The following is a 24,062-nucleotide window of genomic DNA, read 5'->3' on the forward strand; positions in this document are numbered from 1 at the left end:
GCAAGGGTCTGGGGGAAAAATGGTCACATCGGGGGAACAGCGCGGCCAAGACTTGATTTCTCGCGCACGGGGCTGGGCACTGTGGACACGCCCCCGCGACTGGATCATCGCGACGCTGACCGCCATCACGGTCATGCTGAGCTGGGCGGCCGTCTCACTGTTGACCGTGCCGGTCACCGTCGCCCAACTGGGCACGTTTGCGCTGCTCACAGCCTTGGCCGTGGCGCAGACGGAGGTCAGCAGGCGGCTGGAGCGGCAGCGCCGCATCCTCAGCAACGGGCCCTACATCTCGATGACTTCGGTGTGGCTGCTGCCCGCCGGCCTGCTGTTGCCGGCTCAGCTGATCGCCGCGCTCGGCGTCGTCCTGTACGTCTACCTCGCGTTCCGTAGTTGGTCCGGCACCCGTCCGGGTGAATTTCACCGAGTGGCCGCGAACGCGACCACGATGATCTTGTCGGCCTTCTCCGCGGGTGTCGTCAGTCACATGACCATCGGCAGCGGGGTGGCGACGGTGACGCTGGCCGCCCTGGCCTTCTTCACGGTCAACACCGCACTGACCGGCCTCGGCCTCTACCTGGCCGACCCGAAGAACGCGACCCCGGTGTCGTGCCTCGGCAACATGGACGACAACCTGCTCGAACTGTCCACATTGTGCGTCGGCGCGCTGCTGGTGATGGTGCTCAACGAGGAGCCGCTGCTGTCGGTGCTCGTCATCCTGCCGCTCTACGTGCTGCAGCGGTCCGTGCTGATCAAGCGGCTGGAAGAGCTGGCCACCACCGACCAGAAGACGCAGCTGCTCAACGCCACCACCTGGCAGGACGGCGCGCAGCGCGAGATCTCGCGGGCGGAGCGGGAGAACGGCAGCTTCGGCGCCATGATGATCGACCTCGACCACTTCAAGCGGATCAACGACACCTACGGGCACCTCGCGGGGGACGACGTGCTCAAGGCGGTCGCCGCCGTGGTCAGGCAGGAGACCAGGGCGCACGACCTGGTCGGCCGGTTCGGCGGCGAGGAGTTCGTCGCACTGCTGCCTTCGACGTCCAAAGAAGACGCGATCGTCACGGCGGAGCGGATCCGGCAGCGGGTCAGCGAGCTGATCATCAGCACCACGAGCAACGCGGGCGCCGCCGTCGACATCGAACGGCAGACGGCGTCCATCGGCGTCGCCGCCTACCCGCTGGACGGTTCGTCCATCGAGGAGGTGATGGCATCCGCCGACGCGGCCGTGTACGCGGCCAAACACGGCGGACGCAACCGGGTGGTGGGGTCGGTCGCCGCGGCGTTGGCCGCGGCTTAGCTACCGCAACCGGTCGATGACGTCGCTCGCCTTGGTCTGCAGGCGGGCGACGCCGCCCACGGTGAACTCGGTGAGCAGGTCGATCAGGGCGTCCTGGTCCGGCGGCTCGCCGTTCCAGGTGGCCTGGACCAGTGACTCGGTCATGGCGAAGAAGAGCGTGACGAGCGCGCGGTCCGCGCGGCCGGAGTCGATGCCGTGCGCGGCCCACCGCTTGCGGCTGGCTTCGGCGTAGACGACGGCCAGCCTCTCCCTCAACCGGGTGAGAGCGGGGTCGCCCGCGCGCTCGGCCGCGCGGAGCACGCCGTAGCCCTCGGGGTGGTCGGCGACGAAGGTGACCATGTTGGCGTAGTTGGCCCGCGCCCAGGCCCGCAGACCGGGTTGCTCGTCGGCCACCGACGGCCCGGCGATGGCAGTGAAAGCCCTCTCCTCGGTTTCGGCCACGACCTCGGCGAACAGCGTCGCCCGGTCGCCGAACTGCTCGTAGACGGCCTGCCGCGAGACGCCGGCTTCCCGCGCGATCTGCTCGATCGTCGCGCCCTGCATCCCGTGCTGCGCGACGACTCTCGCCGTCGCGCCCAGGACGCGGGCGCGCTGCTCCGAAACCGGGAGCTTGCGCGGCCGCCCGCGCGGAGCCGGGCTTGACATTGTGGTCCACCTCACGTGATTCTTTTTCCGACACCTCTGTCAAAAAAGGTGTTCCCCGCGCACTCGACCTGCTCAACGAGGAGCAAGCATGCGTATCTTCCCCCGCCGCGCCCTCTCCGCGGCCGTCGCCGGAGTTTCCGTTCTGGCCCTGGCGGCGCTGGGCCCGCCTCAGGCCTCGGCCGCGTCCTTCTACGACCCGCCGTCCCCCCTTCCCGCCGGCCGCGACGGCGACGTCATCCGGCACGAGGTGTCGACGTTCTACATCGATCCGATCCAGCTGATCAAGGCCGACGCGAACGTGCAGCGGATCATGTACCGCAGCACCGACACGCACGGCTCGCCGATCGCCGTCACCGGCACGGTGCTGACGCCGCGGTCGGCGTGGCACGGCACCGGCGTGCGCCCGATCGTTTCCTACGCCGTCGGCACCCAGGGCGAGGGCGACGACTGCGCGCCGTCGAAAGCGCTTGCCGCGGGCTTCGAGTACGAAGGGCCGTTCATCGCGGGGCTGCTGACGCGGGGTTACGGCGTCGTCGTCACCGACTACGAAGGGCTCGGCACGCCCGGGGACCACACGTACGTCAACCGCGCGTCGGAGGGCCACGCCGTGCTCGACGCGATCCGCGCGGCGCAACGGCTCCCGGAGGCGGGACTCCCGGACGACGGCCCGGTCGCGATCGCGGGCTACTCGCAGGGCGGCGGCGCGTCGGCCGCGGCGGCGGAGCTGCAGCCGGGCTACGCGCCCGAGCTGAAGCTGAAGGGCGCGTATGCGGGAGCGGTGCCGGCGGACCTGGCTTCGGTGGCCAAGAACCTCGACGGCCACTACGCGGTCGGCTTTCTGGCCTTCGCGCTGGTGAGCATGAACTACGCGTACCCGGAGCTGAACATCCCGGCGCTGCTCAACGCGCGCGGCAAGCAGCTGTTCGAGCAGGTCCGGACCGAGTGCACGGTGGAAGCGATCGCCGCGCACGCGTTCACGCAGTCCTCGACGCTGACCACCGACGGCCGCTCGCTGACCGCGTACCTCGGCGAGGAGCCGTACGCGTCGCGGGTGGCCGAGCAGAAGATCGGGACGCTGAAGCCGACGGCGCCGGTGCTGATCGTCCACAGCGCACTCGACGACATCGTCCCCTACGCGCAGGACCGCGACCTGGGCCGGACGTGGTGCGGCAAGGGCGTGAAGCTGCAGTTCAGCACTTCGCTGATCCCGACGCACGTGCTCGGCGCGCTGCGGGCGTTCCCGGAGGCGTTCGCCTGGCTCGAAGGCCGCTTCGCCGGCCTCCCGGCACCAGTCAACTGCGGCTGGTTCTGAGGTCTCCCGCGGCCGGTCGTGAGTGGTAATTAGGGTTCTAACCCGAATTACCACTCACGACCGGTGGGTCACTTGAGGCCGGTGGCTTCCGCGGCGGCGGGGTCGGAGTCGGCGAGGAACGTCCGGCAGCGCTCGTGCTCCTCGGTCTCGCCGATCTTGCCGGCGGCCTTGCCGAGCACGGCGAGGGCGCGGAGGAAGCCCTGGTTGGGGCGGTGCGACCACGGGACCGGGCCGAAGCCCTTCCAGCCCGCGCGGCGCAGCTGGTCGAGCCCCCGGTGGTAGCCGGTGCGGGCGTACGCGTAGGCGGCGACGGTCTCGCCCGCGTCGAAGGCGTTCTCGGCCAGCGAAGCCCACGCCTCGCTGTAGTCGGGGTGTTCGGCCGCGACGGTGGCCGGGTCGCTCCCGGCGTCGAGCGCGGCCTGGGCGGCGGTGTGCTCGGGCAGCAGCGTCGGCTCGGGGCCGAGCAGGTTGTGCGTCATGGCTCCCATTCTGCCCACGCCCGCGGATCAGAAGAACAAGCCCGCCAGAATCCCGCCGCCGGCCAGCACCAGCGCGGCGACGAGCACGGCCGCGACAACTCGTTTCGGCATCATGGCGCGACACCCTGCCAAGCCGGGCCCGGGAAAAGCAAGTCGGCTACCCGTAGGGGTGAACCCCGATTTTCGCGTCGTTTGCCACGGTCTTGGCCCACTCGTGACCATGACCGGCCATGATGTCCGGCATGGCCAAGGCAGTCGACGTCCCGGTGGACGTGATCCCGCGCAGTCCCGTCGGCAAGACGCGGCTGTTCTTCACGCGGCACTGGCACCGCGGCGCCCCCGGGCAGCCGACGCCGGACTGGGTGCTCCGGTTCTGCTACGGGATGTGGCTGGCGGCGTTCGCGTTCAAGCTGGTCGGCTCGTCGTGGGACATGTCGTGGCACTTCATGTGGCTGCGCGACGACCTGGCGCCGCCGCACCTGATCAACACCGTCGGCACGGTGATCATCGTGGTGCTGGTGGCGATCCACAGCTACACCGGCCTCGGCGCTGACAAGACGTCACTGCGGCTGATGCAGATCGGCCTGCTGACGTTCCTGGTCGCGGCCCCGCTGGACGTCATCAACCACCGCGTCAACGGCCTGGACCTGACCGCGTGGAGCCCGTCCCACATGATGCTCTACCTGGGCACGGGCATCATGCAGGCGGGCGTGCTGCTGGGCTGGCTGCGGTTTTCCCCGCCCGGCCGGTTCCGGACGGGCGTGCTGCTCGGGCTGTGGGCGTTCTTCCTGGAGAACACGTTCTTCCCGAACGGCCAGCAGGAGTACGGCATCCTCGGGCTGCGCGCCTGGGAACGCGGCGAGCCGGAGGCCGAGAAGTCGCTGCTGGACTTCGCCGCCAACCAGATCGGCCACCCGGTCGACCGGACGGCGGTGCTGCACTTCACGATGCCGATTCCGTCGTGGGTTTATCCCCTCTGGGGCATCGGGGTCATGGCGTTGATCCTGGTCCTGGCGCGGCGCACCCTGGGCTTCCGCTGGGCGGCCACTGCGGTGGCGCTCGCGTACGTGGCCTACCGGTCGGTGATGTGGCCGCTGCTGCTCGGGCTGGGTTTCCCGGTGTCGACGGTGCCGTTCTACCTGCTCTTCGTGGGGCTCGCCGTGGACCTGGCGTTCGCTCTCGGGTCGGGTGTCGTGCGGGCCGGCGCCGGAGCCCTGCTGGTGACGGCGTTCGGCTACGGGGCGTTCTGGCTGCAGTCGCAGTTCCGGCCGTGGGTGCTCGGGGACGCGCACACGGAGTCGGCCCCACCGGCGGCGTACTGGACGGCATTGGTGGTGCTCGGCGGGGTGTTCGCCCTGTGGGCGGCGGCCGGTCCGGCGACGAACTGGTGGACGGCCCGGCGAGCGGTGTCCGAAACGGTCTGAAGCACGACCAAGGGGCGGCACTTTCACGTGAAAGTGCCGCCCCTTGGCGCGACGAGACTTACTTGAGCTTCGTGCCCGCCGAGCCGAGGGCCTGGCAGGCTTCGACCACGCGAGCGGCCATGCCACCTTCAGCGGCCTTCAGGTACGAGCGCGGGTCGTAGACCTTCTTGTTCCCGACCTCGCCGTCGATCTTCAGGACGCCGTCGTAGTTCTTGAAGAAGTGGTCCACGATCGGGCGGGTGAACGCGTACTGCGTGTCCGTGTCGACGTTCATCTTCACCACGCCGTACGACACCGCCTCGCGGATCTCCTCCGGGAGCGAGCCCGAACCGCCGTGGAAGACCAGCTCGAACGGCTTCGCGCCGCTGTCCAGGCCGAGCTTCTTCGCCGCCGCCTCTTGGCCGCCCTTCAGCACGTCCGGGCGGAGCTTCACGTTGCCCGGCTTGTACACGCCGTGGACGTTGCCGAACGTCGCCGCCAGCAGGTAGCGGCCGCGCTCGCCCGCGCCCAGCGCGTCGATCGTCTTCAGGAAGTCGCCCTCGGCGGTGTACAGCTTCTCGTTGATCTCCGCCTCGACGCCGTCTTCCTCACCACCGACGACGCCGATCTCGACCTCGAGGATGATGTGCGCGGCCGCCGTCTTGGCGAGCAGCTCCGCGGCGATCTCGAGGTTCTCGTCGAGGTCGATCGCCGAGCCGTCCCACATGTGGGACTGGAACAGCGGGTGCTGGCCGTTCTTGACGCGCTCGGCCGAGATCTCGATCAGCGGGCGGACGAAGCCGTCCAGCTTGTCCTTCGGGCAGTGGTCGGTGTGCAGCGCGACGTTGACGTCGTACTTCGCGGCAACGACCTGCGCGAACTCCGCCAGCGCGGTCGCGCCGGTCACCATGTCCTTGACCTTCTGGCCGGACGCGAACTCCGCACCGCCGGTGGAGAACTGGATGATGCCGTCGCTCTCCGCCTCGGCGAAGCCGCGGATGGCGGCGTTCACGGTCTCGGACGAGGTCACGTTGATGGCCGGGTAGGCGAACTCGTTCGCCTTGGCCCGGTCGAGCATCTCCGCGTAGACCTCGGGGGTGGCGATGGGCATCGTTGACTCCTCCTTGGCACAGGGTGGTCCCGACCGCATCGTACGAGGTGTGCCGCCGCCGCACACCGGTCCCCGCACAAAAACTTCCCGCACGTCGGATCGGTTCAGAAGGAGTGCATCCGGCCGCCGCGCGGAGCGGCGGCCGGACGGAGATCACAGCAGCTCGGAAGCCAGCGCGCGGTACGCCGGCCACGGGTCTTCGTTGAGCACCTGGACGACCACCTGGTCCGCCCCCGCCTCGAGGTGGGCCGACAGGCCGCGGGCGATCGTGGCCGCGTCGCCGTGCAGCGCCAGGGCATCGACCAGGCGATCGCTGCCCTCGCCTTCGAGGTCGGCGTCCGTGAACCCCAGTTTCCGCAGGTTGGCGACGTAGTTCGACAGGCCGAGGTAGAACTTCACCGTGTTGCGGCCGATCGCGCGGGCCTCGTCGGCGTCGGTCGACAGGACCACCTTGTGCTCCGGGGCCAGCAACTTGCCCGCGCCCAGGATCTCGCGGGTGCCGCGGGTGTGCTCCGGCGTCGTCAGGTACGGGTGCGCGCCGGCCGTGCGCTCACCCGACAGCGCCACCACCTTCGGCCCCAGGGCCGCCAGCGCGCGGCCGGCCGCCGGGACGCCCGCCGCGTCGAGCCCGTCGAGGTAGTCGACCAGGGCCGCATACGGCTTCTTGTACTCCGTCGTCGCTTCGCGGTGGCCCGCGCCGATGCCCAGGAGGAAGCGGTCCGGGTACTTGGCCGCGATCCGCTCGTACACGCGGGCGATGTCGGCGGGCTCGTCCTGCCAGATGTTCACGATGCCGGTCGCGATGACCAGGGAGTCCGTTGCCGCGAGGAGGTCGTCCACCGATGCGAGGTCGGCGCTGCCGGGCGAGCCGCCCAGCCAGATCGCTCCGTAGCCGAGCTTCTCCGCCTCCGCCGCGAACGTCGCGTCCACGTTCGCGTGGTACCGCCAGATCCCGAGTTTGCCCAGTTCGATAGCCATAGAACACCCCAACGCGTGGGACGGCGATTTTCCTCCCGGGTCCGGCGAATTACTGTCGAAGACATGACCAAGCTGGGAAACACCGACCTCGACGTGTACGGGCTCAACCTCGGGTGCAACGTCTTCGGCTGGACGGCCGACGAGCCGCAGTCCTTCGCCGTCCTCGACGCCTACACCGCGGCCGGCGGCAACTTCCTGGACAGCGCCGACCTCTACGGCGGCGGGGGCGGCTCCGAGACGATCATCGGCAACTGGCTGGCCTCGCGCGGCAACCGCGACGCCGTCATCGTCGCGACCAAGGTCGGCATGTGGGACGGCCGGCCGGGCCTGTCGGCGAAGAACATCCAGGCCGCGGCGGAGGACTCGCTGCGCCGCCTCAAGACCGACCACATCGACCTCTACTACGCACACCGGGACGACCCGGACACCCCGCTCGAAGAGACGCTGACGGCGTTCGACGCGCTGGTTCGCGCGGGCAAGGTGCGTCACCTCGGCGCGTCGAACTACCACGCCGGACGACTCGCCGAAGCACTGTCTATTTCGGACCGGAACGGGCTCGCGCGGTACGCCGTGCTGCAGCCGCACTACAACCTGGTCGAGCGGGACTACGAACGCGACCTCGCCCCGCTCGTCGCCCGCGAAGGCCTCGCCACGCTGCCGTACTTCGCCCTGGCAAAGGGCTTCCTCACGGGCAAGTACCGCACGAAGGAAACCACCGTCGACAGCCCCCGCGCCGCCCGCGCTTCGTCCTATTTGGACGGCGACGGCGAGCGCGTGCTGGCCAAGCTCGACGAGGTCGCCGAGGCGCACGGGGTTTCGGTCGCCACGGTGTCGCTCGCCTGGCTGCGGCAGCAGCCGACGGTCGCCGCCCCGATCGCCAGCGCCCGCACACCCGAGCAGCTCGCCGACCTCATCGCCTCAGTCTCCCTCACCCTGACTCCAGACGAAGTAGCGTCGCTTTCACGTGAAAGCGACGCTACTCTCGGGTAGCTTACTGCGGGTAAGTTGGGGTACGGTCCCTCCGAGAGCGACGTTCGACGTCCAGGAGGGCACCGTGGCCAACCCGTTTTCGCTGCTGAGCGGCACCAAGAAGGTCGACGGCAAGGTCGTGCTGATCACCGGCGCCGCCCGCGGCATCGGCGCCGGGCTCGCCGAGCGGCTGGCCGCCCGCGGTGCCAAGGTGGCCCTCGTCGGCCTCGAAGCCGAAGAGCAGCAGAAGGTCGCCGACCGGATCGGCCCCAGCGCACACGCCTGGGAAGCCGACGTCACCAGCTGGGACGCCCTGGAAGAGGCGACGGCCGGCGTGGTCGAGCACTTCGGCGGGATCGACATCGTCATCGCGAACGCCGGCATCGCGACCGCGGGCTTCGTCCGCTCGGTCGACCGGGCCGCGTTCGAGAAGGTCATCGAGGTCGACCTGCTCGGCGTCTGGCGGACGTTCCGCGTCACGCTCCCGCACGTCATCGAGCGCAAGGGCTACCTGCTGGCCATCTCCAGCCTCGCCGCGATCACGCACGCGCCGGGCATGGCGAACTACTCCGCCGCGAAGGCCGGCGTCGAAGCCTTCTCGAACAGCCTCCGCGCCGAAGTCGCCCACCTGGGCGTCAAGGTCGGCGTCGCGCACCCGACGTGGATCCGCACCGATCTCGTCGAGAGCGCCGACGCGCACCCGGTGTTCGGCAAGCTCCGCGCGTCGATGCCCGGCCTGATCGGCAAGACCTACCCGCTCGACACCGCGCTGGACGACCTCGAAGCGGGCATCCTCAAGCGCGCCCGGACCATCCACGTGCCGCGCTGGGTCGGCGGCCTCAAGCTGTTCCGAGCGTTCCTCCCGCCGATCATCGAGATCGGTTCCCGCAGCCGGGTACCGTCGGCGGACAAGGCCGCGCTGGCCGACATCGAGGCGCGCGGCGCGTACGAGTCGGCGGTCACCGGCCACGGCGGGCGGGCCGCCACCAAGGGGTGAAGATGTCCCGTCGCGACCAGGTCAAGATGACCGAGGACGAGGTGCGCGCGTACCTCGCCGGGCAGAAGGTCATCAACGTCGCCAGCATCGGCCCGAACGGCCGCCCGCACCTCGCGCCGCTCTGGTACTTCCCGCACGAAGACGGCGTCGCGACCTGGACGTACGGCACGTCCCAGAAGGCGAAGAACCTCCGGCGCCTGCCGGAGGCGACCGTGCTGGTCGAGGACGGCGACAGCTACGAAAAGCTCCGCGGCGTCTCGTTCGAGGCCGACGTCGAGATCGTCGAGGACATCGCCGAGGTCACCCGGATGGGCACGGCGTTGCTGCAGCGGTATTCGGGCGCCAAGCCGGATGCCGCCGCCCCCGCCGAGATGAACGCCTTCATCGCAGGTCAGGCCGCCAAACGTGTCGGGCTGATCTTCCGGCCGACCAAGGTCGTCAGCTGGGACCACGGCAAGCTCGGCGGGACGTACTAACCGGTAAGGAGTACTTCCAAGTAACTGTTACCTGAGGTAACGTCATCTGCGCAGGATCCCCGACGCAGCGGAGGCCGACAGATGACCGAGCGGTTCAAGGTCGTGATCGTGGGCACCGGGTTTTCCGGGCTCGGCCAGGCGATCCAGCTCGAAAAGGCCGGCCTCCGGGACTACGTGGTCCTGGAGAAGGCCACCGAGGTGGGCGGCACCTGGCGCGACAACTCCTACCCCGGGTGCGCGTGCGACGTGCAGTCGCACATGTACTCGTTCTCGTACGAGCAGAACCCGGACTGGTCGCGGTCGTTCTCGCCGCAGCCGGAGATCTTCGAGTACCTCAAGGGCGTCGCGGACAAGTACCGGCTGCGCGAGAAGATCCGCTTCGGCGTCGAGCTGACCGGCGCCCACTGGGACGAGCGGGAACGCCGCTGGACGGCGACGACCAAGGACGGCCGCGAGTTCGTCGCGCAGTTCCTCGTCTCCGGCGTCGGCGGCCTGCACATCCCGCAGGTCCCCGAACTGCCCGGGATCGCGAACTTCCAGGGCCGGACCTGGCACTCCGCGCGCTGGGACCACGAATACGACTTGCGCGGCAAGAAAGTCGCTGTCGTGGGCACCGGTGCCAGCGCGGTCCAGTTCGTCCCGAAGATCGCCCCCGACGTCGCCGAGCTGACGCTCTTCCAGCGGACGCCGCCGTGGATCATGCCCAAGCCCGACCACGCGATGCCGCCGTGGGCGCAGACGCTGTTCAAGCGCGTCCCGGGCACCCAGCGTGCCTACCGCAACGCGCTGTACTGGCTTCTCGAAGCCCGCGCCATCGGCTTCAACGGCCACCCGGCGATCATGAAGGCCGGCGAGCTGATCGCGAAGCGGAACATCGCGAAGGGCATCAAGGACCGCGCGCTGCGCAAGAAGGTCACGCCGGACTACACGATGGGCTGCAAACGCGTCCTGATCTCCAACGACTACTACCCGGCGCTGGACCGGCCGAACGTCGACGTGAACACGTCCGGGATCAAGGAGGTCAAGGCGCACTCGATCGTCGACTCCGCGGGCGTGGAGCACGAGGTCGACGCGATCGTCTACGGCACCGGCTTCAAGGTGACCGACGCGCTGGAGTACCTCGACATCACCGGCGTCGACGGCCGCAACCTCGCCAAGGAGTGGGCGAGCGAGGGCATGCGGACCCACAAGGGCATCACCGTGTCCGGCTACCCGAACCTGTTCTTCCTGCTGGGCCCGAACACCGCGCTCGGCCACAACTCCGTGGTGTTCATGATCGAGTCGCAGTCGCGGTACGTCGTCGACGCCATCAAGCTCGCCGATGCGCGCGGTGCCGCCGCGCTCGACGTCCGGCCGGGCGTGCAGGACGAGTTCCAGAGCGAGATCCAGGACAAGCTGGTCAAGGGCGTCTGGACGCAGGGCGGCTGCAAGAGCTGGTACCTCGACGCCCAGGGCGTCAACCGGACGATCTGGCCGGGCTTCACCTGGCGCTACTGGCTCCAGACGCGCAAGGTCGACCCGGCCGACTACGAGCTGTCCGGCCGGGCGTCGTGACGTCCGGGGACGAGCAGCTGGTCCTGCACGCCCGGGACGTGAAGTTCGACTGGGCGGCGCTGCCGATGCACTGGATCCCCGGCGAACCGCAGGCCACGCACACGATCAACGTGCTGCACCTGGCGCTGCCCGAGGGCGAACGGTGGTTCGTCGAGGTGTTCAAGCAGGCGCTGCCGCTGATCCGCGACGAGCGGCTCAAGGCGGACGTTCTCGGCTTCATCGGCCAGGAGGCGGTGCACGCCGAGGCGCACGACGGCGCGGCGGCACACCTCGAAGCGGCGGGCGTGCGCGTGCGGCCGTTCGTGGCGCAGATGGAGTGGCTGTTCCGGAAGCTGCTCGGCGACCGCGACCTGACCGGGCGCGCGGCCGAGGAGTGGCTGGTCGAACGGCTGGGGATCATCGCCGCGATCGAGCACTACACGGCGTTCCTCGGCCAGTGGGTGCTCGACGCGCCCCTGGAGGACGCGGGCGCCGACCCGGTGATGCTGGACCTGCTGCGCTGGCACGGCGCCGAGGAGGTCGAACACCGGTCGGTGGCGTTCGACCTGTTCGTGCACCTCGACGGGCGGTACACGCGCCGGGTGCGCAGCATGGCGGCGGTGACGCCGGTGCTGGCCTGGGTCTTCGCCCGCGGTACGCGATATCTACTGCGCAACGACCCGACGCACCCCGGCCGCGCGTCCGTGCGGGGTTACCGCCGGGCGGCTCGACGCGGGTTGCTGCCGACCGGACGTCAGCTGGTGCGGGAGATCCGGCCGTACTTCCGCCGCGCTTACCACCCGGCCGGGACCGGGAACACCGAGCAGGCGGTGGCCTACCTGGCGACCTCACCCGCCGCCCGGGCCGCGGAGTGACCGAGCCAAGAGGGGCACTTTCACGTGAAAGTGCCCACCTGGGGGCGTCACTTTCACGTGAAAGTGACGCTCTCGGGCGGCCCACGAGGCTGGACGGCAGCGCGCGCACCGACCACCTGATGTCCACTTTGGTCGGCGTCGTGGGCGTTTACCGGCGTCTGTCGCAATTCAGCGGGAAGCGGCGGCCACCGGTGCGCACAGTGGACCGCGACCTTTCGCTGCTCGTCGAAACGATCCGGCCCGAAGCCGACGACGTCGTGAGCCTGCGGCTCGGCAACGGCACCCCGCTGCCGGGCTGGCGGCCGGGTGCGCACATCGACCTGGTGCTGCCATCCGGCCTGGTCAGGCAGTACTCGCTCTGCGGCGACCCCGCCGACCGCTCGCGCTACCGGATCGCCGTCCGGCGGATCGGCGCCGCTTCGGCCGAGATCCACGCGCTGGTCCCGGGCACCCGCGTCACCGCGCGAGGCCCGCGGACCGCGTTCCCCTTCGTCGGCGACGGGCCGTTCCTCTTCGTCGCCGGCGGCATCGGGATCACGCCGATCCTGCCGATGGTCCGCCGAGCCGTCGCGAACGGCGCGGACTGGCGGCTGGTCTACACCGGCCGCAGCCGCGCGTCGATGCCGTTCCTGGGCGAACTGCCGGACGACGACCGCGTGTGGATCCGGCCGGACACCGAGTACGGCATCCCGGCGTCGGGTGCCGAACTCCTCGAGGGGCTCCCGGCAGGCGCGTCGGTCTACTGCTGCGGCCCGGCGCCGATGATCACCGGCGTGCGCGCCGACCTCGGGGCGACCGCGGCCAAGGCCGTCCACTTCGAACGGTTCGCCCCACCGCCGATCGTCGCCGGAGCACCGTTCCAGCTCACTTTGCGCAGGTCAGGACACATCGTGACGGTGCCGGGCGACCGGACGGCGCTCGACGTCCTGCTGGCGGCACGACCCGCCACGCCGTACTCGTGCCGGCAGGGCTTCTGCGGGACCTGCGCGGTGCCGACGGCCGACGGCGGGTCGATGCGGATCTGCGTCGACCGCGGCACCACCGTGCTCGACCTATGACGGCAGCCAGGCGCCGATCACCGGCTTGAACTCGCGGACGGACCGCTGCGCGACGACTCCCTCCAGGAAGTACGGGTCCTGGTCGATCGTCTCCTTCAGGTGGGCCTCGTCGTCGGCTTGGTACAGCGTGAGGCCGCCGGTGCCGTCGCCGAGCGGGCCGGCGACCGCGACGCGGCCTTCCTCGGCCAGCTTGGTCAGGAACTCGCGGTGACGCGGCCGGACGTCCGGCATCTTCTCCTGGACATAGGTGATTTCGACGAGGAACCAGGCCATGTGGATCTCCGGGGTCGCGCGCGGGCGGGTCGGCTACGACGCTACCCGTGTCACGGTTCTGTACCAGCATCCGATCTGTGGCACCGGCATCTGAACCCGATAGGCTGGGCATGCGTCAGTACCTGTGTGAGCGCTGTGAATACCGCGAACCTGCTGACGCGGCACACCGTGCAAACCGGGGTCGAGAACAGGCAGGGGTTCATGCTCGAGGGCAATGCGGAACGCAGTGTCGAGGCGACCCTCGGCCACCTGCGGGTCATGGACGGTCCGGCGCCGGCGCAGACGCCGGCACCGCTGACCCTCGAAGACCTCTACCGCCAGCACCGCATGCGGCTGGTCCGGCTGGCGATTCTGCTGGTCGACGAGCCCGCGACGGCGGAAGACGTCGTCCAGGAGGCCTTCACCGGCCTGCACCGCAACTGGAGCAGGCTCCGGGACGCCGCGGCCGCGGTCGGCTACCTGCGCACGGCCGTGGTCAACGGGTCGCGCAGCGTGCTGCGCCGCCGCAAGACCGCCCGTGAGTACGTGCCGCCGCACGCCGTGAACGCGCGGTCCGCCGAGAGCCTCGCGATGCTCTCCAATGAGCACCAGGCCGTGGTCAGCGCGCTGTCGAAGCTGCCGCCCCGCCAGCGCGAAGTGCTGGTGCTGCGGTACTACGGCGGGCTGAGCGAGGCCGAGATCTCTGAGGCCGCAGGTATCTCCAAGGGTACCGTTAAATCGACCGCCAGCCGGGCGCTCGAGGCACTTCAGAAGGCCATGCAAACTCCGCAGTGACCCGGGTGGACCATTCCAGTCACTGAGTCGTATCACCATGCTTGGTCCAGACCAATATATGCTGGGGTGCGTGAGAGGCGCCGGAGATTTCGTGATCATGGGCGGCCGGGTCGCCGCCCCGGACCGTGTACTCGACGACGGCTGGGTTGCCGTCACCGACGGGCGGATCGCCGGCGTGGGTTCCGGGACCCCGCCGTCCGGCGAACACGTGGACGTCGGCGGGGCGCTGGTCGTCCCGGGGTTCGTCGACACCCACTGCCACGGCGGGGGAGGTGCTTCGTTCACCTCCCTCGATCCCGAGGAACTCCTGACGGCGGTGCGAGCGCACCGCCGTCACGGCACCACCACCATGCTGGCCAGCCTGGTCTCGGACCCGGTGGACATCCTGCGCGAGCAGGTCGCGGCGCTGCGCGAGCTCGTCCAGAACGGCGAGGTCGCGGGCATCCACCTGGAGGGCCCGTTCATTTCGAAGGCCCGCTGCGGTGCGCACGACCCGGAGACGCTGCTCGAGCCGGACACCGGCACGGTCGAGAAGCTGCTGCGCGCGGGCCAGGGTTCGATCCGGATGGTCACCATCGCCCCCGAGCTGCACGGCGGCGTGAAGGCCGTCCGCCAGCTGGCCGAGTCCGGCGTCATCGCCGCGATCGGGCACACCGACGGCGTCGAAGAGCAGTTGCTGCCGGCGATCGACGCGGGCGCGACGGTGGCGACCCACCTGTTCAACGGCATGCGGCCGCTGCACCACCGCGAGCCCGGCCCGATCGGCGCGCTGCTGGACGACGAGCGGATCACGATCGAGCTCATCTGCGACCTGGTCCACCTGCACCCGACCGTGGTCCGCCTGGCGGCGAAGCACGCGGGGCGCAACCGGACGGTCCTGATCACCGACGCGATGTCGGCCACCGACGCGGCGGACGGCCGTTACACGCTGGGCCGCCTCGAGGTCGACGTCCACGACGGCGTCGCCACCCTCGCCGACAACGGCTCGCTGGCCGGCAGCACCCTGACGATGGACACCGCCTTCCGCAATCTGGTCCGGGGTGCGAAACTCGGCATCCTCGACGCGGTGCACGCGACGTCGCAGCGACCGGCGGAGCTGCTCGGCATCGCGGACCGCACCGGGATGCTGTGCCCCGGTTACCAGGCCGACATCGTGGTCCTCGACCAGGACCTGCGGCCGGCGAAGGTTCTGCGCCGGGGAGAATGGGTCGCCGAGGTGGGTACGGCTACCTTGAGTACGTAGGTTCACAGCGAGCGGACGGGCGGCGATGAGCGAGCCGAAGGACCCCGAGCAACTGCTGGCGGACGCCCTTCGCGCGCAGGCCGTCTTCGCGCCGCAGGTGTCGCCGCCCAGGGCGTCCGACACGTCGTCGGCGGCACCGACCTCTCCGGTTTCCCCGGCTCGCGCGGCCGAGCCGGCCACCGACGCGGTCCCGACCAGCGCGATCAACGAGCTGCCCTCGGCGTACGGGCTGCTCTCGGGCGCGAGCGCGGACTCGCTGGAGCGGGAGCGCGCGGCCCTGGACGCGGAGGCGCCGACGACGTTCGCCCCGCGTCCGCCGGAGCCGGAGCCCGTGCGGACGTCGGCGCAGCTGCCCGCGTACTGGATCTTGCTGCTGGCGGTGCTGCTGGGCCTCGCCGCGGGGTCCGTGGTCGGCCTGCTGACCCTGGTCTGACCGGGCATCGGTCACGACTCAGGGTGACCCTGTACCGTTTTTGAAGTGATTCTCGCCCAGAGCACGGTCAACACGATGTCCCTGCTGCCGTCATGGCTGGACCCACAGCACCTGCTGAGCGGTCTGACGACACCGGTCATCGCGGTGCTGTGCCTGATCATCTTCGTCGAGAGCAGCATCTTCCCGGTCCTCCCGGGCGATTCCCTGCTGTTCACGGCGGGCCTGTTCATCGCGAACGGCACGCTGAACGCCCCGTTGTGGCTGGTCTGCGTCCTGGTGACGGCGGCGGCCCTGCTCGGCAACGCGGTCGGTTACTACATCGGCTACTTCGCCGGCCCGAAGCTGTTCAACCGCCCGGACTCGAAGTTCTTCAAGCGCGAGTACGTCGACAAGACGCACGAGTTCCTGGAGAAGCACGGCCCGAAGGCGGTCGTCCTGGCCCGGTTCGTCCCGTTCATCCGCACGTTCATCACCTGGATCGCGGGCATCGGCCGGATGGACCCGAAGCGCTACTTCACGTACACGGTGATCGGCGGCATCCTGTGGGCCGCGGGCATCACGATCCTGGGTTCGCTGCTCGGCGGGGTGTCGTTCATCGCGAACAACGTCGACGCGATCTTCGTGCTGATCGTGCTCGTGTCGGTGGTGCCGATCGCGCTGGAGTACCTGAAAGCGCGGCGCGAGAAGAAGGCGGTGGCCGAGGCCGACCCCGAGGTCACGCAGCGGATCCCGCGCATCAAGGACTGAATTTCCGGTTCGCGGGCCCGCCGACGTCTTGAATGACTCATTCAGGACGTCCCAGGTCCTGAATGAGTCATTCAAGACCTTCGCGCGAACCCCCCGGCCGCCGGAAACTCAGGTCATCGAGAACATCGAACCCGGGTTGAACAGGTTCTCCGGGTCCAGTGCCCGCTTGATCTCCTGGTGCACCCGCAGCCCCACCGGCCCGATCTCCCGGGCCAGCCACTCCCGCTTGATCTTCCCGACCCCGTGCTCGCCCGTCACGGTCCCGCCCAGCGACAGCCCCACCTCGAGGATCTCGTCGAACGCCCGCTGCGCCCGCTCGAACTCGGACGGGTCGTCCGGCTGGTAGACGATCGTCGGGTGCATGTTGCCGTCGCCGGCGTGGCCGACCACCGCGATCCGCAACCCCACCTCGGAACTGATCTTCTCGCAGCCCCGGATCAGCTCGGCGATCCGCGTCCGCGGCACGCACACGTCGTCGGTCAGCCACAGGCCGTACGTCTCCAGGGCCGTCAGCACCACCCGGCGGGCCTGCAGCAGCATGCGGCCTTCCTCGACGTCCTCCGTCGTGTACGCCAGGTCCGCGCCGCAGTCCAGGCAGATCCGCTCCAGCGCCGCCAGCTCGCGGCGGGCCACCTCGCCGCCCGCGTCCGACTGCCCGAGCAGCAGCGCCTGGCAGTCCGAGCCCGCGCCGAGGTCCGTCTTGAGGTACGCCTCGGACGCCTTGATCGATGACGCGTCCATGATCTCCAGCAGGGACGGCACGAGCCCTTCGCGCACCACCCGCGCCACGGCCTCCCCAGCCGCTTCGGTCGAGCCGAAGCCCGCGACGAGCGTCGCCGGCGCCTGGGGCAGCGGCTTGAGCTGGACCGTCGCCTGGGTGATCACCCCGAGCGTGCCCTCGCTGCCCACGAACAGCCGGGCCAGGTCGTAGCCCGCGACGCCCTTCACCGTGCGGCGGCCGGTCTTCAGCAGCGATCCGTCGGCCAGGACGACCTCCAGGCCGAGCACCGAGTCCGTCGTCACGCCGTACTTCACGCAGCAGAGGCCACCCGCGTTGGTCGACAGGTTGCCGCCGATCGTGCACCAGTCGTAGCTCGACGGGTCCGGCGGGTAGAACAGCCCGTGCTTCTCCACGGCGTTGCGGAAGTCCAGGTTGACCACGCCCGGCTGCACCACCGCCAGCCGGTTGCCGGCGTCGATCTCGACGATCTCGTTCAGCTTGGTCAGCGACAGCGTGACGCAGCCGTCGATCGCGTTCGCCGCGCCGGACAGACCACTGCCCGCCCCGCGCGGGACGATCGGCACCTTGGCCTCGGCGCACGCCTTGACGACGGCCTGCACCTCCGCCGCGTTCGCGGGCAGCACGACGGCGAGCGGCGTGCCCGACGGCGCCAGCGGCATCATGTCGCGCGCGTAGGACGCCGTGACGTCGGAGTCGGTGAGCACGGCGCCCTTGCCGAGCAGGTCCCGGAGCCGGGTGACCAAAGCTTCGTTGCCCATGGCCTCATCGTAAGCCCGAACAGTCCGCAGTGCGGAAATCTTCTTTCGAAACCAGCCGAAACGGAGCAGCGGGTCAGCGGACCAGCCCCAGCAGCTTCTCGACGTGGACGGTCAGCAGCACCCGCTGGTCGGTGACCATGGCCTGGCGGTACTCGGCCCAGTCCGGGTGCTCGCCCGACGCGCGCCGGTAGTAGTCGACGAGCGCTTCCACCGTGTCGTCGTCCGGCGCCGCGGCCGGCGCCGTGAGCGAAGCGCGCCCCTCGGCCACGACGTAGCTCCAGCCGTCCTCGCTGCTCACGTGGAACGTCACCCGCGGGTCGCGGCGCATGTTCTTCGCCTTCGCCCGGGTCTCGGTGATCGACGCGATGAACGTCGCCGAGTCCGGGTCGTACAGGTAGGTGATCGTGGACAGCTGCGGCCGGCCGTCGCGGCGGATCGTGGCGAGGACGCCGTGGTGGCGAGCGGCGAGGAAGTCCTTCAACGCTGTGTCGTCGGTCATACCGTTCTCAACCCGCCGCGGGCGCCGTTGTTCCAGCGGCAACCCGGAAGAAATGTGCTTGCATACGACAACTAAAGTGTGTTCTGCCACATCACGAGGTACTCCGCTTGCACAACCGCTAATGAAGGCACATGCTTGCCTGAGGCAACTAGTTGCAGCCGCCAACCAATGGCTTGAAGGATCACCATGGCACCGAACAACTCCGCCACCCGGCCCACGGCCGAGCTGGACCTCGCCGACCAGCTCGGGCACGAGCTCGTCCGCTTGGTCCGCTTGATCAACAAGGCGAAGTCGCAGGTCTCCAAGCAGGGTCCGGACGGCATCGAGCGGGCGGCGTACGCGATCCTCTTCACCCTCATCCACGAGGGTCCGCAGCGCACCAGCAAGCTGGCCGAGTCGCTCCACTCCGAGATCTCCACGATCAGCAGGCAGTCGAGCTCGCTCGTGCAGCACGGGCTGGTCGAGCGCCAGGCCGATCCCGAAGACGGGCGGGCCTGCCTGCTCGCGCCGACGGCCGAAGGCATGCGGGTGTTCGAAGAGAACCGCAAGAAGCGCAACGAGTGGCTGGCCGAAGTGCTCGGGGACTGGACCGACGGGGACATCCAGACCCTGAACCGCCTCTTCGGCCGGCTCAACACAGGTATCGAGAACCACTCTCCACAGCTGGCCGTCGCCCACGCGTCCGCCAGTGCACCGGCCAAGGGGGCCAACGCATGAGCACCACCACCGTCGAACAACCCGTGGCGAAAGAACCGCCACGGCTGAGCCACCGCCAGATCGTCACGATCCTGAGCGGCCTGATGTGCGGCATGTTCCTCGCCGCGCTCGACCAGACGATCGTCGGCACGTCGATCGTCAAGATCGCCAACGACCTGCACGGCTTCGACCTGCAGGCGTGGGCGACCACGGCGTACCTGATCACCTCGACGATCGTCACACCGATCTACGGCAAGCTCTCCGACATCTACGGCCGCAAGCCGTTCTACCTGGCCGCGATCACGATCTTCGTGGTCGGTTCGCTGGCCTCGGCTTTCGCGCAGTCCATGTACGAGCTGGCCGCGTTCCGCGCGGTGCAGGGCCTCGGCGCCGGCGGCCTGATGTCGCTGGCCATGACGATCCTCGGCGACATCGTGCCGCCACGCGAACGGGCGAAGTACCAGGGTTACATCCTCGCCGTGTTCGGCTTGTCGACCGTGCTCGGCCCGGTGCTGGGCGGCTTCTTCGCCGGCATCGAGCACGCGGGCAGCATCTTCGGCTACGACATCCACGGCTGGCGCTGGGTCTTCCTGATCAACGTCCCGATCGGCATCCTCGCGCTGTTCGTCGTCGCCCGGGTCTTGAACGTGCCGCACACCCCGCAGAAGCACAAGATCGACTGGTGGGGCGCCCTCGCTCTGGTCGTCGCGGTCGTGCCGTTCCTGATCGTCGCCGAGCAGGGCCAGAAGTGGGGCTGGGGCGACGGCAAGTCGATCCTCTGCTACGTCGTCGGCGGCGTCGGCGTGATCGCGTTCATCGCAATCGAACGGTGGATGCAGGACGCCGCGCTGATCCCGTTGCGGCTGTTCAAGAACTCGACGTTCACCGTGGCGATCATCGGCGGTGTCATCGTCGGTGTCGCGATGTTCGGCGCGATCACCATGATCCCGCAGTTCATGCAGGTCGTGCAGGGCTACACGCCGACCGAATCCGGGCTGCTGATGCTGCCGCTGATGGCGGGCATCATGCTCAGCTCGATCGTGTCCGGGCGGATCACCGGGAAGACCGGGCGCTACAAGGTGTTCCCGATCGTCGGCACGCTGATGATCGCCGCCGGCGCGTTCTTCTTCGCGCAGGTCGAGTACGACTCGCCGCTGTGGCACCCGCTGACCGCCGCCGCCCTGATCGGTCTCGGCCTCGGCCAGTGCATGCAGACGCTGATCATCGCGGTGCAGAACGCGGGCCCGCGCAGCGACATGGGCGTCTCGACCGCGTCGGCGACGTTCTTCCGCCAGATCGGTGGTACCGCCGGTGTCGCGATCTTCCTGACGGTCCTGTTCAACACCCTGATGCCCAACATCACCAAGGCGTTCGGCGGTCAGCTGCCCGCCGGGGCCGGCGCGAGCGTCGGGAACCTCTCCGAGAACACCAGCGTGATCCAGTCGCTGCCGGACGCGATCAAGACGCCGATCCTGATCGGCTTCACCGAGTCGATCACCACGGTGTTCTACATCGCGGGCGCGGTGGCCCTGCTGGCCACGATCGTGCTGCTGTTCATGAAGGAGATCCCGCTGACCAACGCGGCTCCGGCCGCTGCGGCCATGGAGGGCGGCGAGGCACTGCTCGAAGACCACGCCGACGAGCCCACCGAGATCGTCGAGGCGGTGCGTCCGGTCGACCGTGAACCCGCCCTCGTCGGTGGCGGGAAGCACGCACTGAACGGGAACGGCCACGGCGACTACCAGGCCGTCTCGGGCGCGCTGCCGATCACGAACTCCGTCGGACAGGCCGAGCTCGACACCCCCGTCGGCGCGGGCGGCGTGCCGGTGACCGGCCACGTCCGCCGCCAGGACGGCAGCCACGTGGCGGGCGCCGCGCTGACCCTGATCGACCAGCGCGGCCGCCAGGTCGCGCGGGCCACCGGGGCTGCCGACGGCAGCTACTCGGTGCCGAGCCAGGGCCCGGGCGCGTACGTGCTCATCGTGTCCGCGCACGGCCACCAGCCGCAGGCCTCCAGCGTCGTGATCAGCAACGGACCGGCGACGATCGACGTCACGCTCACCGGGTCCGGCGAGCTGACCGGCACCGTGAAGGCGGCCACCACCGGCGAGCCGCTGCCGAACGTGACCGTGACGCTGACCGACGGCCGCGGCGAGGTGAACGGCGCGTTCATCACGACCGCGGACGGCACCTACGCCTTCGTCGGGGTCGGCGCCGGGGCGTACACCCTGGTCGCCAGCGGCGTGGGCTACCGGCCCGTCGCGCTGACGCTCACCGTGCCCGACAGCGGCGTGCTGCGCCACGACGTCGAGCTCGCCAGCTCGGTGCAGCTGTCCGGCACCGCGCGGACCGAGGGCGACCGGATCGTGCCGGACGCGCGGATCACCGTGCTCGACGCCGAAGGCAACGTGGCCGCGGTCGCGCGGACCGACGGCGAAGGCCGGTACGTGCTCAGCGACCTGCCCGCGGGCGCGTACACCGTGGTCGCGAGCGGCTACCCGCCGGCGACCAGCCAGGTGGAGCTGACCGGCGGCGAAGCTGGCCACGACGTCCGGCTGAGCTACGACCAGGCCCTCGACGAGCTGGTCGACCGGTCATGACCGGCTTGCGCGCGACCTTCCGCACGGCCGAGGGCTGGGCGGTGGAGCACGCGGTGCTCACCGTCACCGACCCGGCCGGGCGGCAGGTCGCCCGCCAGGCGGCCGACGTCCGCGGCGAGGTCGTCACCGACGCGCTCGCGCCGGGTGTGTACACCGCCGTCGTCACCGCGGCCGGGTACACCCCGGTCGCGCGGACGGCCCACATCGCCTCGGACGGCAGCGGCGCGCTCGGCGACGTCGTGCTGGCCCCGGTCGCCGAGGCGATCGAGCTGCCGCCCGCCGGGCCCTGGGTGATCGACCCGATGCACACGTCGGTCTTCGTGACCGCGCGGCACCTGGGCATCGCGAGCATCAAGGCGCGGTTCCCGGACGTCTCCGGCCGGATCGAGATCGGCCGCCCGGCCGAACGGTCGTCGGTGCACGCCGAAATCAAGGCGGCGAGCATCGACACCGGCATCCGGATGCGGGACGACCACCTGCGCTCGCCGGACTTCCTCGACGTCGACGTGCACCCGGTGATCACGTTCACCAGCACGGGACTGCGCCAGCGCGGCGCGGACTCCTGGACGCTGCTGGGCGAGCTGACGCTCCACGGCGAACGCCGCGAGGTCGAGCTCGAGCTGACCTACGGCGGCTGGGGCCCGGACCCGTGGGGCGGCGTGCGCGTCGCGTTCCACGCCGAGACGACGCTGCACCGCAACGACTTCGCGATCAACTACAGCGCGCTGGCCCGCGCCGGCGTCGCGGTGGTCGGCACGACGGTGAAGGTCGAGCTGGACGTCGAAGCGGTCCAGGGCGAGTCGCTGCCGCAGTTCTGACCCACGCCGTTCCGGAGGCCCTCTCACCACTGGTGAGGGGGCCTTCACCGTTGGTGAAAGCTGAAACTTCCAGGGAGCTCGATTTGACCGTTAGCCGCGGTCCGTTCACCCGGGCCACGTAGGCTCGCGGGGTGAACGTCGTGAGCATCGAGGCCGCGGGCGTCGGCGTGAGCTGGCTGGACACCGCCGGACCGCTGCTCGTCTGGGTGATCGTGCTGAGCTTCGTGCTGGTCGAGTGCGCGCTGATCATCGGGTTGTTCCTGCCCGGTGACTCGCTCCTGTTCGGGGCGGGCGTGGTGCTGGCGCAGCACGGTTCGGATGCCAACGCGTGGCTCCTGTCGGCGGCCGCGCTGATCGTCGCGGTCCTGGGCAACCAGATCGGCTACTACATCGGCCGCACCGGCGGCACGAAGCTCATCGCGCGACGCGACGGCAAGGTGCTGAACCGGCAGGCCCTCGAGCGAGCGCAGCGCTTCCTCGACCGCAGAGGGTTCTTCGCGATCGTGGCGGCCCGCTGGATCCCGTGGATCCGCACGCTGGCTCCGCTGATCGCGGGCGCGGCCCGGATGGACCCGCGCCGCTTCATGGCCGCGACGGCGCTGGGCGGGCTGTTGTGGGTGCCGACGCTGGTGCTGCTGGGGTACTACGGCGCCGGCCTGCTGGACTCGCTGCCGTGGTTGAAGACGGCCGCGCTGTGGATCAGCATCGCGTTCTTCGTGTTCGGCACCGGGTACGGCGTGCTGCGCTACCGCCAGGAGATGCGCCGGCCGGTGGACGAGCCGGACGACGCACGGGCCTGAACCGTCTTGCGGGGGTCCGGGTGGCGAAGCCCCCGGCCCGGGGCAAAGCCCCGGATGTCACAGCCGTCTTGCGGGGGGTCCGGGTGGCGAAGCCCCGGATGTCACAGTCAGAGCTGGGGGTCGGCCCAGATCTCCAGCTGGATGCCGTCGGGATCGCGGAACACGACGACTCGCGAGCCTTCGAAGGTCCGTGACGGCGCCGCATCCTGGTAGTGCACGCCGAACTCCTGCAGCCGGCACTCCCACTCCGCCAGCTCGGCCGCCGAATGCACGCGGAAGGCCACGTGGTCGAGACCGGTCCGGCGTTCGTCGAACCCGCGTCGTCCGGTGTCCGCGTGCTGCACGAGGACCACGGAGAACTCGTCCCCGGCGGACCGCAGCACGACCTTGCGCAGTCCCGTGTCCGGCTCTTCGCGCCGGGTGACCTCCTCGAGGTCGAGGACACGCACGTACCACGGCACGCTGCGGTCCACGTCGGTCACGGTGAGCGCGAGATGGTGCACGGACATGAGTTTCGCCATGGCTTCCGAAGCCGTCCTTTCT

General features: G+C 69.8%; 25 protein-coding genes. 17 read left to right on the forward strand and 8 right to left on the reverse strand.

The annotated features are described in order from the left end of the window. Positions 1-136: 136 nt before the first annotated feature. Entirely contained in the window at positions 137-1,300 is a 1,164-nt protein-coding gene (locus ACLJQF_RS13200) for a GGDEF domain-containing protein (RefSeq protein ID WP_410609019.1), read from the forward strand. Here the strand turns inward: ACLJQF_RS13200 and ACLJQF_RS13205 are convergent, their stop codons facing one another. Then, entirely contained in the window at positions 1,301-1,945 is a 645-nt protein-coding gene (locus ACLJQF_RS13205) for a TetR/AcrR family transcriptional regulator (protein WP_410608615.1), read from the reverse strand. Positions 1,946-2,033: 88 nt separating this feature from the next. On the opposite strand from ACLJQF_RS13205, the gene ACLJQF_RS13210 reads away from it, so the two are divergent. Then, positions 2,034-3,257 carry a lipase family protein gene (locus tag ACLJQF_RS13210; RefSeq protein ID WP_410608616.1) on the forward strand — a complete coding sequence of 408 codons (1,224 nt, stop codon included), beginning with the start codon at positions 2,034-2,036 and terminating at the stop codon, positions 3,255-3,257. Between the two features lie 68 nt (positions 3,258-3,325). Here the strand turns inward: ACLJQF_RS13210 and ACLJQF_RS13215 are convergent, their stop codons facing one another. Beyond that, on the reverse strand, positions 3,326-3,736 hold the full coding sequence (locus ACLJQF_RS13215) for a DUF3151 domain-containing protein (protein WP_410608617.1): 411 nt from the start codon (positions 3,734-3,736) through the stop codon (positions 3,326-3,328). Between the two features lie 242 nt (positions 3,737-3,978). On the opposite strand from ACLJQF_RS13215, the gene ACLJQF_RS13220 reads away from it, so the two are divergent. Next, positions 3,979-5,160, forward strand: coding sequence for a hypothetical protein (locus ACLJQF_RS13220; protein WP_410608619.1), 1,182 nt, complete (start codon positions 3,979-3,981; stop codon positions 5,158-5,160). A gap of 58 nt (positions 5,161-5,218) precedes the next feature. On the opposite strand, the gene fbaA is transcribed toward ACLJQF_RS13220, so the two are convergent. After that, positions 5,219-6,250, reverse strand: coding sequence for a class II fructose-bisphosphate aldolase (gene fbaA / locus ACLJQF_RS13225; RefSeq protein WP_410608620.1), 1,032 nt, complete (start codon positions 6,248-6,250; stop codon positions 5,219-5,221). A 153-nt stretch (positions 6,251-6,403) separates the two neighbouring features. Next, positions 6,404-7,228, reverse strand: coding sequence for an LLM class F420-dependent oxidoreductase (locus ACLJQF_RS13230; RefSeq protein ID WP_410608621.1), 825 nt, complete (start codon positions 7,226-7,228; stop codon positions 6,404-6,406). A 63-nt stretch (positions 7,229-7,291) separates the two neighbouring features. Between ACLJQF_RS13230 and ACLJQF_RS13235 the strand changes: the two genes are divergently transcribed. The 6 genes from ACLJQF_RS13235 to ACLJQF_RS13260 all read left to right on the forward strand — a co-directional run bounded on the left by ACLJQF_RS13235 (position 7,292) and on the right by ACLJQF_RS13260 (position 13,136). Then, the gene (locus tag ACLJQF_RS13235; protein WP_410608622.1) at positions 7,292-8,218 is read left to right on the forward strand and encodes an aldo/keto reductase; all 927 of its coding nucleotides are present in this window, start codon (positions 7,292-7,294) and stop codon (positions 8,216-8,218) included. A 64-nt stretch (positions 8,219-8,282) separates the two neighbouring features. Continuing rightward, positions 8,283-9,194 (forward strand): SDR family oxidoreductase, encoded by a 912-nt coding sequence (locus ACLJQF_RS13240; protein WP_410608624.1) that lies wholly within the window; start codon positions 8,283-8,285, stop codon positions 9,192-9,194. Between the two features lie 2 nt (positions 9,195-9,196). Beyond that, the gene (locus tag ACLJQF_RS13245; RefSeq protein WP_410608626.1) at positions 9,197-9,670 is read left to right on the forward strand and encodes a pyridoxamine 5'-phosphate oxidase family protein; all 474 of its coding nucleotides are present in this window, start codon (positions 9,197-9,199) and stop codon (positions 9,668-9,670) included. 81 nt (positions 9,671-9,751) lie between these two features. Then, complete coding sequence (locus ACLJQF_RS13250) at positions 9,752-11,224, forward strand: flavin-containing monooxygenase (RefSeq protein ID WP_410608628.1); 1,473 nt, start codon at positions 9,752-9,754, stop codon at positions 11,222-11,224. Beyond that, positions 11,221-12,078: a metal-dependent hydrolase gene (locus tag ACLJQF_RS13255; RefSeq protein ID WP_410608629.1), complete on the forward strand. Its 858-nt coding sequence runs from the start codon at positions 11,221-11,223 to the stop codon at positions 12,076-12,078. The genes ACLJQF_RS13250 and ACLJQF_RS13255 overlap by 4 nt, the downstream gene beginning before the upstream one ends. A gap of 119 nt (positions 12,079-12,197) precedes the next feature. Beyond that, positions 12,198-13,136, forward strand: coding sequence for a PDR/VanB family oxidoreductase (locus tag ACLJQF_RS13260; protein ID WP_410608630.1), 939 nt, complete (start codon positions 12,198-12,200; stop codon positions 13,134-13,136). On the opposite strand, the gene ACLJQF_RS13265 is transcribed toward ACLJQF_RS13260, so the two are convergent. Beyond that, positions 13,131-13,409 (reverse strand): YciI family protein, encoded by a 279-nt coding sequence (locus ACLJQF_RS13265; RefSeq protein ID WP_410608631.1) that lies wholly within the window; start codon positions 13,407-13,409, stop codon positions 13,131-13,133. The genes ACLJQF_RS13260 and ACLJQF_RS13265 overlap by 6 nt on opposite strands. 201 nt (positions 13,410-13,610) lie before the next feature. Between ACLJQF_RS13265 and ACLJQF_RS13270 the strand changes: the two genes are divergently transcribed. The 4 genes from ACLJQF_RS13270 to ACLJQF_RS13285 all read left to right on the forward strand — a co-directional run bounded on the left by ACLJQF_RS13270 (position 13,611) and on the right by ACLJQF_RS13285 (position 16,606). Then, a complete protein-coding gene (locus tag ACLJQF_RS13270) occupies positions 13,611-14,183 on the forward strand; it encodes a SigE family RNA polymerase sigma factor (RefSeq protein ID WP_410609021.1) in 573 nt (190 codons plus the stop codon). 91 nt (positions 14,184-14,274) lie between these two features. After that, on the forward strand, positions 14,275-15,426 hold the full coding sequence (gene nagA, locus ACLJQF_RS13275; RefSeq protein ID WP_410609022.1) for an N-acetylglucosamine-6-phosphate deacetylase: 1,152 nt from the start codon (positions 14,275-14,277) through the stop codon (positions 15,424-15,426). A gap of 25 nt (positions 15,427-15,451) precedes the next feature. Beyond that, positions 15,452-15,859: a hypothetical protein gene (locus ACLJQF_RS13280; RefSeq protein ID WP_410608633.1), complete on the forward strand. Its 408-nt coding sequence runs from the start codon at positions 15,452-15,454 to the stop codon at positions 15,857-15,859. 45 nt (positions 15,860-15,904) lie between these two features. Further along, the gene (locus ACLJQF_RS13285) at positions 15,905-16,606 is read left to right on the forward strand and encodes a DedA family protein (RefSeq protein ID WP_410608634.1); all 702 of its coding nucleotides are present in this window, start codon (positions 15,905-15,907) and stop codon (positions 16,604-16,606) included. 108 nt (positions 16,607-16,714) lie between these two features. Here ACLJQF_RS13285 and ACLJQF_RS13290 read toward each other — a convergent pair whose 3' ends face one another. Both ACLJQF_RS13290 and ACLJQF_RS13295 read right to left on the reverse strand, forming a co-directional pair. Further along, positions 16,715-18,106, reverse strand: a complete 1,392-nt coding sequence (locus ACLJQF_RS13290) for an FAD-binding oxidoreductase (protein WP_410608636.1) — start codon at positions 18,104-18,106, stop codon at positions 16,715-16,717. Positions 18,107-18,179: 73 nt separating this feature from the next. Then, entirely contained in the window at positions 18,180-18,605 is a 426-nt protein-coding gene (locus tag ACLJQF_RS13295; protein ID WP_410608638.1) for a PPOX class F420-dependent oxidoreductase, read from the reverse strand. 186 nt (positions 18,606-18,791) lie between these two features. Between ACLJQF_RS13295 and ACLJQF_RS13300 the strand changes: the two genes are divergently transcribed. The 4 genes from ACLJQF_RS13300 (at position 18,792) to ACLJQF_RS13315 (ending at position 23,519) form a co-directional block, all read left to right on the forward strand. Continuing rightward, complete coding sequence (locus tag ACLJQF_RS13300) at positions 18,792-19,322, forward strand: MarR family winged helix-turn-helix transcriptional regulator (protein ID WP_410608640.1); 531 nt, start codon at positions 18,792-18,794, stop codon at positions 19,320-19,322. Then, entirely contained in the window at positions 19,319-21,901 is a 2,583-nt protein-coding gene (locus ACLJQF_RS13305) for an MFS transporter (protein WP_410608641.1), read from the forward strand. The genes ACLJQF_RS13300 and ACLJQF_RS13305 overlap by 4 nt, the downstream gene beginning before the upstream one ends. Then, positions 21,898-22,719, forward strand: coding sequence for a YceI family protein (locus tag ACLJQF_RS13310; protein WP_410608642.1), 822 nt, complete (start codon positions 21,898-21,900; stop codon positions 22,717-22,719). The genes ACLJQF_RS13305 and ACLJQF_RS13310 overlap by 4 nt, the downstream gene beginning before the upstream one ends. Positions 22,720-22,850: 131 nt before the next feature. Next, on the forward strand, positions 22,851-23,519 hold the full coding sequence (locus ACLJQF_RS13315; protein WP_410608644.1) for a DedA family protein: 669 nt from the start codon (positions 22,851-22,853) through the stop codon (positions 23,517-23,519). A 107-nt stretch (positions 23,520-23,626) separates the two neighbouring features. Here the strand turns inward: ACLJQF_RS13315 and ACLJQF_RS13320 are convergent, their stop codons facing one another. Continuing rightward, positions 23,627-24,040, reverse strand: a complete 414-nt coding sequence (locus ACLJQF_RS13320; protein ID WP_410608645.1) for a VOC family protein — start codon at positions 24,038-24,040, stop codon at positions 23,627-23,629. Positions 24,041-24,062: the final 22 nt, after the last annotated feature.

The organism is Amycolatopsis sp. lyj-109 (genome assembly GCF_046548995.1).
GTDB lineage: Bacteria > Actinomycetota > Actinomycetes > Mycobacteriales > Pseudonocardiaceae > Amycolatopsis.